The following is a 15,128-nucleotide window of genomic DNA, read 5'->3' as shown; positions in this document are numbered from 1 at the left end:
GGCGGAGGGCCGATCTCAGCGGGCGGGCGCCGCCCGCATCTTCCCGTCGATCCAGGCCCAGAGCGCCCGGACCTCCTCGGCGGCCGCGCTGCCGGGAGCGTATTCCGTGACGCCGAGCCCAGTCGCCAGGGCGTCCTGGTGGTCGACCCGGTGGATGATGCCGGGCTCGGCCAGCACGCCCAGCGCCCGCAGCTGCGCCGCGTAGGCCCCGGTGCGCGGCGAGGGCGGCGGCGGGCACTGGTTCAGCACCAGGGCCAGCCGCTCCCGCAGGCCGAGGCCGACCAGCGCCTGGAGCGTCGGCCGGGCGGCCACGATGTCGAGCCGGGAGGGGCGGACCGGCATCAGCACGAAGTCGGCGTCCTTCAGGGCGGGCGCGAGCCCAGCGGAGCTGCCGGCGGTGTCGAGCACCGCGAGCGTCGTGCCCTGCTCGGCGAGGAGGTCCAGGATCTCCGAGAGCTGGCCCATCTCCCAGGGCTGGACCCGGTCGACCGCGACGGAATCGTCCCTCCGCAGGGCGCCCCAGCCCGCCAGGGAGCCCTGGGGATCGAGGTCGAGGGCGGTGACGTGCTCGCCGGCCTCCGCGGCGGCAATGGCCAGGGACGCCGCAAGCGTGGTCTTGCCGGTGCCGCCCTTCTGCACCGCCACGGCGAGGATCCGCAGCGGCCGGCCCCCCTGCCCCGGAACGGTGTCCGGCTCCCGTTCGGATCCTTCGGGATCCATGCGCGTCCCACCTCTCCGATCCCATGGGCGTGTCGCCGGGAACGGCGCACGGCCGGGACATCCGCGTCCGGAGCCCGATGGCGCACAATCCCCTCATCGGCGATCGTAGCCCGGATATCATGACGATGAGATCATGCACACCCGAGCTTGACGCCTAATCCTCTCAGCATCGGTTCCCCTCAGCCGAGGGGTGACTTGCGACATACAGATGAGTCGCGCGCCAAAAAGGAAACTCTATTTCGGAATGTATTCTACCTTACTCAATTCATAGAACAGACGGATTTCTTTTATTATCATTCATTTTTCGAATGAACGTCATCGCAAACTGATGAACGCTGTTCTGCTCATCCTGTCCTTACACATCGCGGTTCGGGCCGATGCTCCCGCCCGTACACCAACGATGTTCAAGTGCCGCGGGCCGAGGCCGCCTCTCCGCGTGGGCCATTCGAACGGATTGGCACGTTGGATGCGGCACGCGCCCTCCCTCCCCCTGTTGCGGGGATGGGAGAGACGCGTCGAGGTCTGAGCGGGGCCGTGCGGCAGCCTTGCGCTACCGCACATGCGAATCGGCGCGGTTCCGGCCAAGAAGGGCGCCATGCGCGACCTCTCGCACGATCCCGACTACTTCGCCGTGCTCACGGGCAGCTACGCGCGGCGGCTCGGTGAAGCCCTGGTGCCGGATGGGGCGGACGCGGCGTGGCTCTACGGGCAGGCGCCCTTCGTGGTGCTCGCCCACGATGGCGGTGCGGATCCGCTTTTCACCTATGCGAACCGGGCGGCCCAGGCCTGCTTCGGCTATACGCGGGCGGAACTCGTCGGCCTGCCGTCACGGCTCTCGGCCGAGGCGCCCGAGCGCGCCGAGCGGCAACGGCTCCTCGACGCGGTCACCCGGGACGGCTTCAGCCGCGGCTATCGCGGCCTGCGCATCGCCAAGGACGGACGGCGGTTCTGGATCGAGCGGGCGGTGGTCTGGCAGCTCGACCGCGACGGCGTCATCGTCGGTCAGGCCGCGACGTTCTCCGAGTGGCGCGACGCCTGACCGCGGGGGCACGGCGCGATCGGCCACCAGCCGCGCTCGACCACCATGGCCGCCGCCCGGACGGCTTGCTTCCCAAGATCGTCGCGCCTGCGATAGGACGGGGCTGCGCACAGCGTCCCGCTGGGCGGACCGCCACAGCACCGCGAGGATGCCATGCCAGGCAGGGACGAAGCGACTTGGCGCGTCGGAGTCCTGTTCTCCCGCAGCGGCGTCAGCGGCATCACCGAGACCGAGCATTTCCTCGGCACCGCCCTGGCGATCGAGGAGATCAACAATGCGGGCGGCGTGCTCGGGCGCCCGATCGCGCCGATCTGCTACGATCCGGCCGGCGACACCGACGCCTACCGCGCCTACGCCCGCCGGATGCTCGCCGAGGATGGCGCCGAGGTGGTGTTCGGATGCTCGCTCTCGGCCAGCCGCAAGTCGGTGCTGTCGACCGTGGAGCGGCACAACGGGCTGCTCTGGTATCCGTCGATCTACGAGGGCTTCGAGTATTCGGAGAACATCGTCTACACGGGCGCGACCCTCAACCAGAACGTCTTCGCCCTGGCCGATTACCTGCTCCAGGAGCACGGACCGCGGATCTTCCTGATCGGATCGGACTACATCTACCCGCGCGAATCGAACCGGGTGATGCGCGACCTCATCGAGGCCAAGGGCGGGGCCATCGTCGGCGAGCTCTACGCGCCCCTCGACGCGGACGACGCCGCCCACGCCGCGATGATCACCGAGATCCGCCACGCCGCGCCGGACGCGGTGTTCTCGACCGTGGTCGGGCGCGGCGCCGAGCGCCTCTACCGCGCCTATGCCGGATCCGGGATCGACCGGACCCGCTGCCCGATCGCCAGCCTGACCCTCGCGGAGGGGCAGATCCGGGCGATCGGCCCCGAACTCTGCAGCGGCCACGTCCTCGCGGCCTCCTACTTCTCGGCGCTCGCGGGCGACGCGAACCGGCGCTTCGTGGACGCCTTCCAGGCCCGGTTCGGGGCCGAGCGGCCGACCAGCATGTGGTCGGAGACGGCCTACGCGCAGGTCCACCTCTTCGCCCGGGCGCTCGCGGAGGCCGGAACGCTCGACGCCGAGCGCCTCGGCGCAGCGGCCCTGCGGCAGCGGATCGCGGCACCGGAGGGCGAGCTGGCCTTCGACGGCGAGACGCGGCACATCTGGCTTACCCCCGGCATCGGGGTCGCCCGCAGCGACGGGCAGTTCGACGTCGTCTGGCGGGCGCGCCGGCCGGTGCGGCCCGATCCCTATCTGGCCTGGTCCCGCTTCGAGACGAACTGGCTGGACGAAGGGATGGCCGCGTGACCGCGCCTGCCCGCAAGATCCTGGACGACCTGCGGCGGGCCCGCGCCCTCGTCATCCACCCCCGCGACGAGGAGGGCGCCGCGCTCCTCGAGCAGCTGCGCCGCCTCGGCTGCGCGGTCTCGCTCGCGTGGCCGCCGCCCGCCGCGCTGCCGCCCGACATCGACACGCTGTTCATCCAGCTCGACGACGCGCAGGTGATGCACCTCCTGCCGTCGATCGAGGAGAGCGAACCGGCCGTCATCGCCATCGTCGCCTACGAGAGCCCGACCTCCCTGAAGGCGATCGCCGACGTCAACGCCCACGGCGTGCTGAACAAGCCGCTCCATCCGCGCGGCGTGCTGACCCAGTTCGCCCTGGCCCGCTATCGGCGCGGCTACGAGGGACGGCTGATCAGCAAGATCAACCGCCTGGAGGAGACCATGAAGGGCCGCCGCACCGTCGAGAAGGCGGTCCGGCTGCTGGTGGACCTCAACCGGATCGACGAGGACGCCGCCTACAAGATGCTCCGGGACCGGGCCACCGCCTCCCGCGTCCCGATGGCGAGCGTCGCCGAGAGCGTGGTCGCGGCGCACGAGGCGATGAGCGGTCTCGGCCTGCGCATCGCGTTGGCGGAAAAGACCTGATCGCAGCAGCCTGCCGCATTTATGGTCTTGCGGTCCATGTCGCGACGCGTATCCTAGTCTTATCGGGCAAGGTTGCCCCGCAGCAGGATTGCTGCACTACATCTTGGCTTTGAAGCCTCTGGTTCGCGGATGATTGTCTCCGCGCCCAGGGGCTTTTTGCGTTTTGGAGCTCTCATGATCCAAGCGAACGATCCTGCGCGCCCGCCCGTCCGGGTGGCCTGCATCCAGTTCGAGCCGATCTTCGGCGCCGTCGGCGCCAACATGGCGCGCGCGTCGGATCTCGTCCGCGCCGCCGCCGCCGCGGGCAGCCGCCTGATCGTGCTGCCCGAACTCGCCAGCACCGGCTACGTGTTCGAATCCGCCGCGGAAGCCGCCGCGCTGGCCGAGCCGGTGCCGGACGGCCCGACGACCCGGGCCTGGGCGGCGCTCGCCGCGGAGCTCGGCGTGCACATCGTGGCGGGAATCGCCGAATCCGCAGGCGACACCCTCTACAACGCCGCCGTGATCGTCGGGCCGGAGGGCTATATCGGCACCTACCGCAAGGCGCATCTCTGGGATCAGGAGAACGTGTTCTTCGCCAGGGGCGACCTCGGCTTCCCGGTCTTCGACACGGCGCTCGGCAAGGTCGGCGTGGCGATCTGCTACGACGGCTGGTTCCCCGAGACCTTCCGCCAGCTCGCGCTCGGCGGCGCCGAGATCGTCTGCATCCCGACCAACTGGGTGCCGATGCCCGACCAGCCCGAGGGCGAGGCCGCCATGGCCAACACCCTGCACCGGGCCGCCGCCCACACGAACGGCCTCTTCATCGCCTGCGCCGACCGGGTCGGCATCGAGCGCGGCCAGCCCTTCGAGGGCCAGAGCCTGATCATCGGACCCAAGGGCTGGCCGCTGGCCGGCCCGGCGAGCCGCGACCGGACCGAGACCCTCTCGGCACTGGTCGACCTCGACGCGGCCGGCCGCAAGGACCTGAACGCGTTCAACTCCCTCCTGCGCGACCGCCGCACCGACATCTACGGCTGATCCCGCTTCGCCCCGTCGTTATCCAAGGAGTTCGTTCATGATGAAATGGTCCCTCGTCGGCGCCGCGACGCTCGCGCTGGCCGCCTCGGCCGCGCAGGCCGCCGACGGCAAGCCGATCGTCATCGGCATCCCGATCGGCCTGTCGGGTGCCAACAGCGTCGTCGCGCCGTCGGTGGTGCAGTCGGCCGAACTCGCCGTCGAGGAGATCAACGCCCAGGGCGGCGTGCTCGGCCGCAAGCTCGCCCTGGAGGTGGCCGACGACGCCTCCGGGGCGGCCGGCGCCCAGAAGGCCTTCGACAGCCTGATCTACCAGAAGAAGGTCGACGTCCTGATCTCCATGGAGACCAGCGCGGCCCGCAATGCCGGCCTGCCCGCCGTCACCAAGGGGAAGGTGCCCTACATCTACACCTCGTTCTACGAGGGCCATTCCTGCAACAGGAACATGTTCGTGGATGCCTGGGTGCCGGAGCAGCAGGTGCCGCCGGTGGTGGATGCGTTCAAGGCGAAGGGCGCCAAGACCTACTTCCTGATCGGCAGCGACTACGCCTTCGGCCGCGGCATGCTGGGCTTCGCCAAGGGCTACGTCGAGAAGACCGGCGGCAAGGTTTTGGGCGAGGAATACCTGCCGATGGACGGCAGCGACTGGACGGCGATCATCTCGAAGCTAAAGGAGGCCAAGCCCGACGCGCTGATCACCTCGACCGCGGGCGGCGCGCCGAACGTCACGCTGACCAAGCAATTGCGCGGCGCGGGCGTGACGCTGCCCTTCGCCAACCTCGCGCTGGACGAGGGCACCGCCAAGAGCATGGGCGCGGACGCCGAGGGCGTCTACCTTTCGGCCTCCTACGTCACCGGGATCGACAGCCCGGAGAACAAGACCTTCCTGGCGGCCATGAAGAAGAAGTTCGGTGCGGAACTGCGCACGCCGAACGACCTCTCGGTGCCGGAATACGAGGCGATCTACCTGTACAAGGCCGCGGCCGAGAAGGCGGGCGGGACCGAGACCGCCAAGGTGCTGGAGGCGCTGCCGACGGTGAGCTTCACCGGGCCGCGGGGCACGATCCGCATGAGCAAGCAGCACCACGCGCCGCTGACCATGTATCTCGGCCAGATCCAGGCGGACGGATCGGTGAAGGTCGCCGGGACCTTCAAGGACGTCGATCCCGGCGAGCAGTGCCCGAAGCTGCCGTGAGCGGAGGGGACTGAGGAAGCCCCCGCTTCCCCTCCCCCCCTCTGCGGGGGAGGGGGCCCCCCGAAGGGGGCCGGGAGAGGGCAGCGACGGTGCCGGACGGGCCTCATCCCGCCATGCCGGGCGCGTCTTTTCTGGAAGCGGGGTTCCCCTCACCCGACCCCTGCCGACGCAAGGGCCACCCTCCCCCGCAGAGGGGGAAGGGGGCGCAGCGTCGCCCGCCGTGCCTTTCCGTTCCCGCGCACCCGGACCTCCCGATGCTGCTCACCCTCGACATCCTGACCACCGCGGCGATCCTGTTCGTGGTCTCGATCGGCCTCCTGGCGATCTTCGGCGTACTCAAGATCATCAACTTCGCCCACGGGGCGTGGCTGACGGTCGGCGCCTATTGCGCGGTGGTCACCGCCAAGCTCGGGCTCAATCCCTGGGCGGCGCTGCCGCTCGCCTTCGTGGTCGGCGCCCTGCTCGGCGGGCTCGCGGAGCACTTCATCATCCGCCCGCTCTACCGCAGGCCCCTCGACGCGATCCTCGCCACCTGGGGGCTCGGCATCGTGGTCGGGCAGCTCATCACCCTGGGCTTCGGCCGCGACGTCCAGCTCACCCCGAACCTGCTCTCGGGCACCGTCGAGATCCTCGGCGTCGACTATTCCGCCTACCGGCTCGTCGCCCTGGGCATCGCGCTGGCCATCGGCGCGCTGTTCGCGCTGACCATCGAGCGGACCCGGCTCGGGCTCTCGGCCCGGGCGGTGATCATGAACGAGACCCTGGCGCGCAGCCTCGGCATCGACACGGGGCGCGTGCGCCTCGTGGTGTTCATGATCGGCGCCGGCCTGGCGGCGCTGGCGGGCGTCCTGCTGACGCCGCTCACCAGCGTCGACCCGAACATGGGCGTCTCCTGGCTGATCGGCGCCTTCATGCTGGTGATGGTCGCCGACGCCTCGTACCTGGCACTCGCGGCGGCCTGCCTGGTCTTCGGGGCCGTGCAGGTCCTGATCAGCACCTTCGTGAGCCCGATCCTGGGCAGCATCGCCATCGCGGTGCTGGCCGCCCTCGTGCTGCGGATCAGCCCGAAAGGTTTCTCCCGTGCTTGAGACCGTCCCCGCAGCCGCGCGCGTCGCCGCGCCTCCCCGCGGGCGGCCGCGCCTCGCGCGCGCCGCGCCCTTCGTGGTCGCGGCGCTGGCGGCCCTGGCGCTCTGGCTCGCGCCGCTGTTCCTCGACACCTTCGCGGTCAACGTCCTGACCCGGTCGATGATCTACGCGGTGCTGGCGGTCACGGTCGACCTGCTCTGGGGCTTCGCGGGGATCCTGACCTTCGGGCAGGCGGCGTTCTTCGGCGTCGGCGCCTACGCCACCGCGATGATCCTCACCGCCTACGGGGCGACGCCGCTCGGGATCGCCGCGGCGGTCGCGGCCGCGCTCGTCGCGCCGGCCCTGCTCGGTCTCGCGGTCGGGTGGCTGTCCTTCTATCACCGCTCGACGCCGCTCTACGCCTCGGTGATCTCGCTCGTCGTCCCGATCGTGGTGGTGCAGCTCATCTACTCGGGCGGCGAATGGACCGGCTCCAGCAGCGGCCTCGTCGGCTTCGACGTGCTGCCGTTCGAGATCGAGGGCTATTTCCGTCTCGCGGCCCTGTTCCTGATCGTCGTCACGCTGGCGGCCTGGATCCTGGTGCGCTCGGATCGGGGCCGCGCCCTCGTGGCCGTGCGCGACAACGAGGCGCGCTGCGCCTATCTCGGCCTCAACCCCCGCCGCCTGCAGATCCTGCTGACCGCTGCGCTCGCCGCAATCGCCGGACTCGCGGGCTTCCTGTTCGCCAACGCGTCGGGGGTCGTCGCCCCGGAGAATGCCGGCTTCCTGTTCGGGACCGAGCTGGTGATCTGGGTGGCGCTCGGCGGCCGCGGCACGCTGCTCGGCCCGGTGCTGGGCACGATCGCCATCGATTACCTCGCGGCGAACCTCTCGGGCGACCTGCCGTTCCTGTGGCAGCTCCTGCTGGGCACGGCCTTCGTAGTCATCATCATCCTGCTGCCGGGCGGATTGGCCGACCTGGTCGGCCGCCTGTGGCGGGCGCTGCCGTTCGGCCGGTCGGGACGCACCGCCCCCACCCTGGTGGCGCGGCAGGCCGGAATCGCTGCCGCCACGGACGGCCCGATCCTCGCGGTCGCGGGGCTCGCCAAGGCCTATGGCAGCCTGACGGTCCTGGAGGCCATCGACCTGGAGATCCGGGCGGGCGAGCTCGTCAGCCTCGTCGGCCCCAACGGCGCCGGCAAGACCACGCTGATGCGCTGCCTCAGCGACGGCACCGAGCCCTTCACGGGATCGATCGCGATCGGCGGGACCCCGATCAAGGGGCTGACGCCGAACCGCGTCGTCGGCCTCGGCGTCGGGCGCAAGTTCCAGGTCGCGAGCGTGTTCGAGAGCCTGTCGGTGGCCGATTGCCTGCGGCTCGCCCGGGCGCCGCATGACGGCCTGAGCCCGGTCGGGCAGGCCGCGACGCTGGGCCTGCCCAAGGCCGCCCTCGACGTGCTGCGGATGACCGGCCTCGATCACCTGCTTACGCAGCCGACGCGGCTCCTGTCGCACGGCCAGAAGCAGGCGCTCGAACTCGCCATGGTGGTGGCGCTCGAGCCACGCCTGATCCTGCTGGACGAGCCCACCGCCGGCCTGACCAAGGGCGAGCGCACCACCATCGGGACCGTGCTGAAGGCGCTCACGGCCGAGAGCGGGATCGCCGCCGTGCTGGTCGAGCACGACCTCGACTTCGTGCGCGAGATCTCCTCGCGCATCGTCGTGCTGCACCAGGGACGGCTCGTCCTCGACGGCACGGTCGAGGAGGTCGTCGGCTCGGAGCTGGTCCGGACCATCTATTCGGGAGGTGCCCATGGCTGAGGCAGCGCGACGGAGCGAACCGACCGGAGCCGCGCTCGCCCTCGAGCGGGTGTCGAGCGGCTACGGGGCCGTCTCGATCCTGAAGGACGTGTCCCTGTCGGTGCAGCCGGGCGAGATCGTCGCCCTGCTGGGCAAGAACGGCATGGGCAAGACCACCCTGCTCAAGACCATCCTGGGGATGGTGGCCCTGCGGGGCGGCGCGGTCACGATCGGGGGCCAGGGGCTCGCCGGCCTGTCGCCCGCCCGCCTCGTGGCGCTCGGCGTCGGCTACGCGCCGCAGGAGCAGCCCCTGTTCCAGGACCTGTCGATCCGCGACAACCTGCGCCTCGCGGTGCCGTCGGACCGGGTTCTGCCGGAGGCCCTGGAGCGGCTGTTCGGCCATTTCCCGTTCCTGAAGGACCGGCTCGCCCAGCGCGCCGGCACGCTCTCGGGCGGCGAGCAGAAGATGCTGATCCTCGGGCGCGCCCTGATGCTGCGCCCGCGCCTGCTGCTGATCGACGAGATCTCCGAGGGCGTGCAGCCCTCGATGGTCGAGCGCCTGCGCGGCGTCCTCCAGGCCGAGCGCGATTCGGGCGTGTCCATGCTGGTGGTCGAGCAGCATGTGGCCTTCGCCCTGGGACTGGCCGACCGCTACGCGGTGCTCAAGCTCGGCGAGATCGTCGACAGCGGTCCGGCCAAGGCGCCGGACGCGACGGCCCGCGTCATCGATCATCTGGCGGTGTGAGGCGGTCCCCGGTCCAACTCCGTCATCGCGAGCGCAGCGAAGCGACCCAGGGCCGCGCCACGCTACCGAACAGGGCGCTGCTGTGGTGCTTCGCCCCGCTCGCAAAGACGGCCTTGCCTGGGGATCAGCGCGAAGGGAGCCGAAGGACCATGAGCGAACTCAACACCTTCTCGATCGTCGCCCGCTGTTCCCGGACCGGGCAGCTCGGCGTGGCGGTGGCGAGCGCGGTTCCGGCCGTGGGCAGCCTCTGCCCGTACATCAAGGCGGGGATCGGCGCCGTCTCCACCCAATCCTGGGTCAATCCCTACCTCGCGGCCCGCATCCTCGACGGTCTCGCCGGGGGGCGGGCGCCCGACGCGGCCCTCGCGGCGGCCCTCGCCACCGACGACCGGCCGGACCTGCGGCAGCTCGGGCTGGTCGACGCGCACGGCACCGCCGCCGCCTGGACCGGAGCGGGCTGCACGCAGGTGGCCGGCCACCGCACCGGGGCGGACTATGCCGTGCAGGGCAACATGCTGGCCTCGCGCGGCGTGATCGACGCCATGGCCGTGGCCTTCGAAGGAAGCGCCGCCTGCGCTCTCGACGCGCGGCTGATGCGGGTCCTGGAGGCTGGCGACGCCGCGGGCGGCGACAGGCGCGGCAAGCAATCGGCGGCGCTCCGGATCGTCGCCGGGGAGGATTACCCGCTCCTCGACCTGCGCGTCGACGAGCACGCCGAGCCGGTGGCGGAGCTGCGCCGCGTGCTCGAAGTCGCGCGCCGGCAGCTGGTGCCCTTCGTGGCCGGCATGCCGCGCAGGGACGGGCCGTCTGGCGCGCTGCCGGACGACGTGGTGGCGATGCTGCTCGAACCGCCCGGGCAGCGGCCTGGCGCGGTCCCCACGGGCGCCCCCGACCTGATCAGCGATGTCATCGGCCTACGCCAGGAGCCCGCGCGGATCACGCACCTCCTCGCGCAGTTCGCCCCGGTGCTCGCCGAGATCGCGATGCTGCGCAGCCTCGATCTGGCGCAGATCCACCCGCCGATCGTGTTCGACCCGAGCCTGCCGTACCGCCCGGTGCCCCATGACTGACGCGCCCATGACTGACGCCCTCTGGCAGAGACCGATCACGGACCTCGCGCCCCGGATCGCGGCGCGGCAGCTGTCGAGCGCCGAGCTGGTGGATGCCTGTCTGGACCGGATCGAACGCCTGGACGGCGACCTGAACAGCTTCGTCTGCCTGTCGCCGACCGCCCGCGACGCGGCGCGCGCGGCCGATGCCGAGATCGCCCGGACCGGCCCGCGCGGTCCGCTGCACGGGATCCCGGTCGCCATCAAGGACAACTACACCACGGCCGACCTGCCGACCCGGGCGGGCACCGCGGTCGAGGCCCTGACCTTCCCGATGGAGGATAGCCACTGCGTGGCGAAGCTGCGCGCGGCCGGGGCGGTGATCCTCGGCAAGCTCGCCATGCATGAATTCGCCTGGGGCACCGTCACGCCGCGCGCGCGCAACCCGTGGGATCTGGCGCGGGTGCCGGGCGGCTCGAGCGGCGGCTCGGGGGCCGCATTGGCCGCCCGCCTCTGTCCGGCCGCCCTCGGCTCGGATACGGGCGGCTCGATCCGCATCCCGGCCGCCCTGTGCGGCGTGGTCGGCCTCAAGCCGACCTACGGCCGGATCGGGCGGTCGGGGATCGTGCCGCATTCCTGGTCCCTCGACCATGCCGGGCCGCTGACCCGGACGGTGGCCGATGCCGCCCTGATGCTGCAGATCCTGGCCGGCCCGGACGCCGGCGATCCCGCAGCCTCGTCGGCACCGGTGCCGGACTACACGGCCGGCCTCGACCAGCCGGTCCGGGGCCTGCGGATCGCGGTGATCCGGAACCACTTCTTCGACGCGGTCGACGCGGACATCGGCGCCGCCGTCGAGGACGCGATCCGCTTCTTCGCCGGCCAGGGTTGCGCGGTGACGGACGTCACGGTGCCGTCCCTGCGCTACGGGCTCGGCGCCATCTACGCCATCGAGCTGGCATCCTCGACCGCCTACCACGACCGCAGCCTCGCGCAGGGCCACGTGGCGGGCTTCGCCGACGATGTCCGGGATCTGGTGGAGATGGGCCGGTTCGTGACCGGACCGGACTACCTGCGGGCCGAGCAGGTGCGGGCCCGGATCATGGCCGAGATGGCCGCTGTGCTGGCGGAGGCCGACGCGATCATCACGCCCGCCACGCCCCTCACTGCCTGGAAGACCGATTCCGCCACCGTCACGCTCGGGGGGCGGGAAGAAAGCGTCTTGGCGGCATCCTGGCGCCTGACCTACCCGTTCAACCTGACGGGGCTGCCCGCCCTCGCCTTGCCTTGCGGCTTCGACCGGGCCGGCCTGCCGATCAGCCTGCAGATCGCCGCCCGGCCCTTCGCCGAGACCACGCTTCTTCGGATCGCGCACCAGTACGAGCGCGCCCACGACTGGTGCAGCCGGGTCCCGCCCTCGGCGAACGGGATTTAGCAGGCTCGTCCCGAGGGCAGGTTCCGGACCACGTGACCGCGCACCACCCCGGCATCCCGTTTTTGGGCCCGCCGTCTGTGCGGGCGGAGCGAAGCCAGCCCGGCGGCGCCCCGATCCCGGCGGCGCGCTGCCCTGGGTCACGTTGCTTCGCTCGTGATGACGGTACGAAACGCATCGACCGAAGCCTTCGGACGGAACCCGTCTCAGGCCGCCTGGGCGACGCTGGCCGGCGGCCGCGGTTTGCGCACCAGGAAGCGGCGGAGCTTGAGCGCCGGCTTCTCGATGTAGTCCCACGAGATCGACGCGAAGGATCCGGTCAGGAACAGCACCACGGGGAAGATCACGGCGAAGCAGACCGCTTTGGGGACGTCGGCGAGGTGCGGAAGCAGGAGCGCGACGGTGGCCTGCGTGAGCGGGAAGCCGTACAGGTAGATGCCGTATGACAGGTCCTTCTTGATGATCCGGTCGAACCAGCGGAAGTTCTGCATGCCGATATAGACCATGCAGTACGTCAGAAGCATGCCGCTGACGACGCCGAGAACATCGGCCATCATCATGACGTAGTATAGCGATCCGCACACCAGGAAGATCCAAAAATTCATCACGACGCGTCGCGCGTTCAGGAACAGGACGACGCCAAAGAAAAACATCAGCACGATGTACCACGTGGTGAAATGCGTGTTGTCGTGACGCACCGTGTAGGTTGACGGATCGTAGAGACCGAGTCCCAGGGCGATCGCCGCGATTCCGATGACGGCCCCCGTGAGTCGGATCGGCGTCGCGAGCACGCCGCTGATCATCAGCCCGAGCATGATCAGGTAGCACCAGAACTCCGGCGGCAGCGTCCAGAGATTGGTATTGACGACCGAAGGCCACGGATTGTCCTGGAAGACCCCCGGCAGCACGAACGAGACGTGACCGACGATGTTGCCGAAGTAGCTCAGGAACAGCGGGTCGGAGAAGTATTGCCGCAGCGGAAGCGTGGTGAAGAACGGCCCCAGCACCAAAGCGCAGAGCGTCACCTCGATCGTGAGCGCGGGCAGGATCCGCAGCCCTCGGTTGGCCAGGAACGGGCCGACCTTGCCGGTGCGCAACGCGCTCCCGGCGATCAGGAAGCCGCTGAGGGCGAAGAACATGCCGACGAGCGCGTACAGGAACGGCTGGAGAAACCCGCCCAGGACCTTGCCATGGCCGATCGCCACGATTGTCGCGCCGGCCGCGGCCGCGCCGGTCTCGAGCGTCTCCTGTCCAGGATTCACCGCACCGATGACCGCGACGCGGCAATGGTGCGCGAGGATGAGCACCGAGAGCACGTGCCGCAGGAGATGGAAGCCGGGTCCGATCCCGCCATGCGCGTCCAGCTGCTGAGCCAGATCGGGCGCGCGCCGGCCGAGGGCCGGAAAGGATCCCCGCACACGGTCAGTGATCGAGCCGAGTTGCGGCATGGATCTAAGCTCTTCGGTTCGAGGCGGTATCGCTTCACTACATTGGCGATCGATAAAGCACTGATACGGTAATCACCAAGACAGGGCTGGGCAATTTATAGATTGCATTAAGGTTTACGCCGACGGTCGAAGATGTTGAGGACGTTGCGCGCGACGCGGGTCAGGCCGCGAATTCCAGGACCGTGAGACGATCGGAGATTTCGATCCGCCCCACGCCCTCTTCGAGCGGCATGGACACCGCCCGGCTGCCGCCGTCGTCATCGAAGCGGTGCACGGTCAGCGCGTTCCGCCGTCCCCCGCATTCGAGACGCAGGGGACGGCTCACCGGGACGCGCGTCGCCTGCGCGCCCCTGTCCCAACCGGCGACGCCCAGCCAGAGCGGCAGGAGGATCGTTCCGTCCTCGCGCCGGAAGCATTGCCCCTGGACGTCCTCGTGGCTCCCGATCGTGGCGATTGGTCGGGGCGACGTCTGCCCCGGGGACGGGGCGGCTGGTCCGCGCGGCCCCGAGAACAGGGCGATGAGCGTCTTCACGGCCCGGTACGCCGCCGTCGGCTGGCCGTCGTGGGTCAGCAGGCCGAAGGCGGATTCGGGATCGGTCGGACCGCGGCCGAAGCTGGAGCGGAGTTCGTAGATATAGGTGCGCCGCATGCCCGCCAGGTAGGCGAACAGGAGCAGCCGCGGCATGTAGCGCGCCCGGATCGCCTCGGAGACCGGCAGATGCGCCGACGCTGTGGCGAGCGCCGTGTGATAGCCGGTCTCGGTGATGAGGCTCGCGACGCCGCCGCAGACCGGGACCATCGCCGCGCGAAAGCCACCCAGACGCCCAGGCCCCTGCGTCTCGGGATGCTCCATGCCCGGATAGGGGTGGAGGTTCGACAGATCCGCGAACCCCGCGAGGGGTTTGGCCAGCGCGATGTTGCCCTGGATGTAGCTCGGCGATGCGACCTCGATCCGCGACCCGGCCAGCTCGCGGCGCACGGTCTCGTGCAGGCCGCGCTGGTGGAGCCACGACAGGGTCGGATTGAGCGTCGGGTCTGCGAGGAGCGCGGGCTCGTTCCCACCCTCGACGATGTCGATCGCCCCGTCACATCGCTCGTAGATCAGCGGAAGTGCGGATGGGGGCGTGGTGACGTATTGATCGCTCGGATCGTTGCAGACCGCCGAGAAGCGGCAACCGAGGCGCGCCAGTTCGCGCATGCGCGTGTACAACGTGTCGGTCACACCCGGCGTCGGGCTGTAGACCCCTTGCCGGATCTGCTTGATCGAAAGATCTTCGATCGCCCGCAGGATCGAGCCCTCATAATATCTGTCGTAGACGGTGCCCTTCTGGGCCAGATGCACATTGACGCCGATCCGGCCGACGAAATCGGCGGCCCGCTCCGGCGGCGCATCGTAGGTCCGGCGCTCAGCCGCCCGCGCGGAGGAACCGGCCATCGTCGCGGCCGCCGTTGCGGCAAGCCCCCGGAGGATCAGCCTGCGATCCATGTCCATCATGCTGGCGACCATGTCTCGCAACCGCTTCTGCCGCCTCTGACAAGCTTCGCCCGCAAGAGACGCGCGGTCGGATGGTCGAAGTCCAGCAATTCACAGGCCGGGAACTGAGTACCCTTGTGTTCCGAATTGGGACCCGATGAGGGAAAAGAGATGCTTTGCGGCCGCCCTTGGGACGGTTCTTACCGCGCTTCG

General features: G+C 70.1%; 13 protein-coding genes. 10 read left to right on the top strand and 3 right to left on the bottom strand.

Features of this window, described 5'->3' with window-relative positions:
- Window positions 1-15: 15 nt before the first annotated feature.
- Window positions 16-720 (bottom strand): ParA family protein, encoded by a 705-nt coding sequence (locus JOE48_RS17765; RefSeq protein ID WP_210031782.1) that lies wholly within the window; start codon window positions 718-720, stop codon window positions 16-18.
- Between the two features lie 595 nt (window positions 721-1,315).
- Between JOE48_RS17765 and JOE48_RS17760 the strand changes: the two genes are divergently transcribed.
- The 10 genes from JOE48_RS17760 (at window position 1,316) to JOE48_RS17715 (ending at window position 11,996) form a co-directional block, all read left to right on the top strand.
- Window positions 1,316-1,759 carry an MEKHLA domain-containing protein gene (locus tag JOE48_RS17760; protein ID WP_210031781.1) on the top strand — a complete coding sequence of 148 codons (444 nt, stop codon included), beginning with the start codon at window positions 1,316-1,318 and terminating at the stop codon, window positions 1,757-1,759.
- Window positions 1,760-1,912: 153 nt separating this feature from the next.
- Complete coding sequence (locus tag JOE48_RS17755) at window positions 1,913-3,067, top strand: transporter substrate-binding domain-containing protein (RefSeq protein WP_210031779.1); 1,155 nt, start codon at window positions 1,913-1,915, stop codon at window positions 3,065-3,067.
- On the top strand, window positions 3,064-3,690 hold the full coding sequence (locus JOE48_RS17750) for an ANTAR domain-containing protein (protein ID WP_210031777.1): 627 nt from the start codon (window positions 3,064-3,066) through the stop codon (window positions 3,688-3,690). The genes JOE48_RS17755 and JOE48_RS17750 overlap by 4 nt, the downstream gene beginning before the upstream one ends.
- Before the next feature lie 174 nt (window positions 3,691-3,864).
- Window positions 3,865-4,710, top strand: a complete 846-nt coding sequence (locus JOE48_RS17745) for a nitrilase family protein (protein WP_210031775.1) — start codon at window positions 3,865-3,867, stop codon at window positions 4,708-4,710.
- A gap of 37 nt (window positions 4,711-4,747) precedes the next feature.
- Complete coding sequence (locus tag JOE48_RS17740; protein ID WP_210031772.1) at window positions 4,748-5,902, top strand: substrate-binding protein; 1,155 nt, start codon at window positions 4,748-4,750, stop codon at window positions 5,900-5,902.
- Window positions 5,903-6,156: 254 nt separating this feature from the next.
- The gene (locus tag JOE48_RS17735; protein WP_210031770.1) at window positions 6,157-6,990 is read left to right on the top strand and encodes a branched-chain amino acid ABC transporter permease; all 834 of its coding nucleotides are present in this window, start codon (window positions 6,157-6,159) and stop codon (window positions 6,988-6,990) included.
- Window positions 6,983-8,788, top strand: a complete 1,806-nt coding sequence (locus JOE48_RS17730; protein WP_210031768.1) for an ABC transporter permease subunit — start codon at window positions 6,983-6,985, stop codon at window positions 8,786-8,788. The genes JOE48_RS17735 and JOE48_RS17730 overlap by 8 nt, the downstream gene beginning before the upstream one ends.
- Window positions 8,781-9,512, top strand: a complete 732-nt coding sequence (locus JOE48_RS17725) for an ABC transporter ATP-binding protein (protein ID WP_210031766.1) — start codon at window positions 8,781-8,783, stop codon at window positions 9,510-9,512. Before JOE48_RS17730 ends, JOE48_RS17725 begins: the two co-directional genes overlap by 8 nt.
- Window positions 9,513-9,661: 149 nt before the next feature.
- Window positions 9,662-10,582: a DUF1028 domain-containing protein gene (locus JOE48_RS17720; protein ID WP_210031763.1), complete on the top strand. Its 921-nt coding sequence runs from the start codon at window positions 9,662-9,664 to the stop codon at window positions 10,580-10,582.
- 7 nt (window positions 10,583-10,589) lie between these two features.
- The gene (locus tag JOE48_RS17715; protein WP_245252870.1) at window positions 10,590-11,996 is read left to right on the top strand and encodes an amidase; all 1,407 of its coding nucleotides are present in this window, start codon (window positions 10,590-10,592) and stop codon (window positions 11,994-11,996) included.
- Window positions 11,997-12,199: 203 nt separating this feature from the next.
- Here the strand turns inward: JOE48_RS17715 and JOE48_RS17710 are convergent, their stop codons facing one another.
- Together JOE48_RS17710 and JOE48_RS17705 are read right to left on the bottom strand one after the other, a co-directional pair.
- Window positions 12,200-13,441, bottom strand: coding sequence for an acyltransferase family protein (locus tag JOE48_RS17710; RefSeq protein WP_210031759.1), 1,242 nt, complete (start codon window positions 13,439-13,441; stop codon window positions 12,200-12,202).
- Window positions 13,442-13,601: 160 nt separating this feature from the next.
- Window positions 13,602-14,948, bottom strand: a complete 1,347-nt coding sequence (locus JOE48_RS17705) for a hypothetical protein (protein ID WP_210031757.1) — start codon at window positions 14,946-14,948, stop codon at window positions 13,602-13,604.
- Window positions 14,949-15,128: the final 180 nt, after the last annotated feature.

The organism is Methylobacterium sp. PvR107, assembly GCF_017833295.1.
GTDB lineage: Bacteria > Pseudomonadota > Alphaproteobacteria > Rhizobiales > Beijerinckiaceae > Methylobacterium.
Note: the sequence above shows the minus strand (reverse complement) of the source record. Positions and strands in the feature narration are given on the sequence as shown.

Excerpts from the sequence above, each read along its gene's own strand:
- JOE48_RS17765 (WP_210031782.1), bottom strand. The coding sequence starts at position 720 with ATGGATCCCGAAGGATCCGAACGGGAGCCGGACACCGTTCCGGGGCAG.
- JOE48_RS17760 (WP_210031781.1), top strand. The coding sequence starts at position 1,316 with ATGCGCGACCTCTCGCACGATCCCGACTACTTCGCCGTGCTCACGGGC.
- JOE48_RS17755 (WP_210031779.1), top strand. The coding sequence starts at position 1,913 with ATGCCAGGCAGGGACGAAGCGACTTGGCGCGTCGGAGTCCTGTTCTCC.
- JOE48_RS17745 (WP_210031775.1), top strand. The coding sequence starts at position 3,865 with ATGATCCAAGCGAACGATCCTGCGCGCCCGCCCGTCCGGGTGGCCTGC.
- JOE48_RS17740 (WP_210031772.1), top strand. The coding sequence starts at position 4,748 with ATGATGAAATGGTCCCTCGTCGGCGCCGCGACGCTCGCGCTGGCCGCC.
- JOE48_RS17735 (WP_210031770.1), top strand. The coding sequence starts at position 6,157 with ATGCTGCTCACCCTCGACATCCTGACCACCGCGGCGATCCTGTTCGTG.
- JOE48_RS17725 (WP_210031766.1), top strand. The coding sequence starts at position 8,781 with ATGGCTGAGGCAGCGCGACGGAGCGAACCGACCGGAGCCGCGCTCGCC.
- JOE48_RS17720 (WP_210031763.1), top strand. The coding sequence starts at position 9,662 with ATGAGCGAACTCAACACCTTCTCGATCGTCGCCCGCTGTTCCCGGACC.
- JOE48_RS17715 (WP_245252870.1), top strand. The coding sequence starts at position 10,590 with ATGACTGACGCCCTCTGGCAGAGACCGATCACGGACCTCGCGCCCCGG.
- JOE48_RS17710 (WP_210031759.1), bottom strand. The coding sequence starts at position 13,441 with ATGCCGCAACTCGGCTCGATCACTGACCGTGTGCGGGGATCCTTTCCG.
- JOE48_RS17705 (WP_210031757.1), bottom strand. The coding sequence starts at position 14,948 with ATGGTCGCCAGCATGATGGACATGGATCGCAGGCTGATCCTCCGGGGG.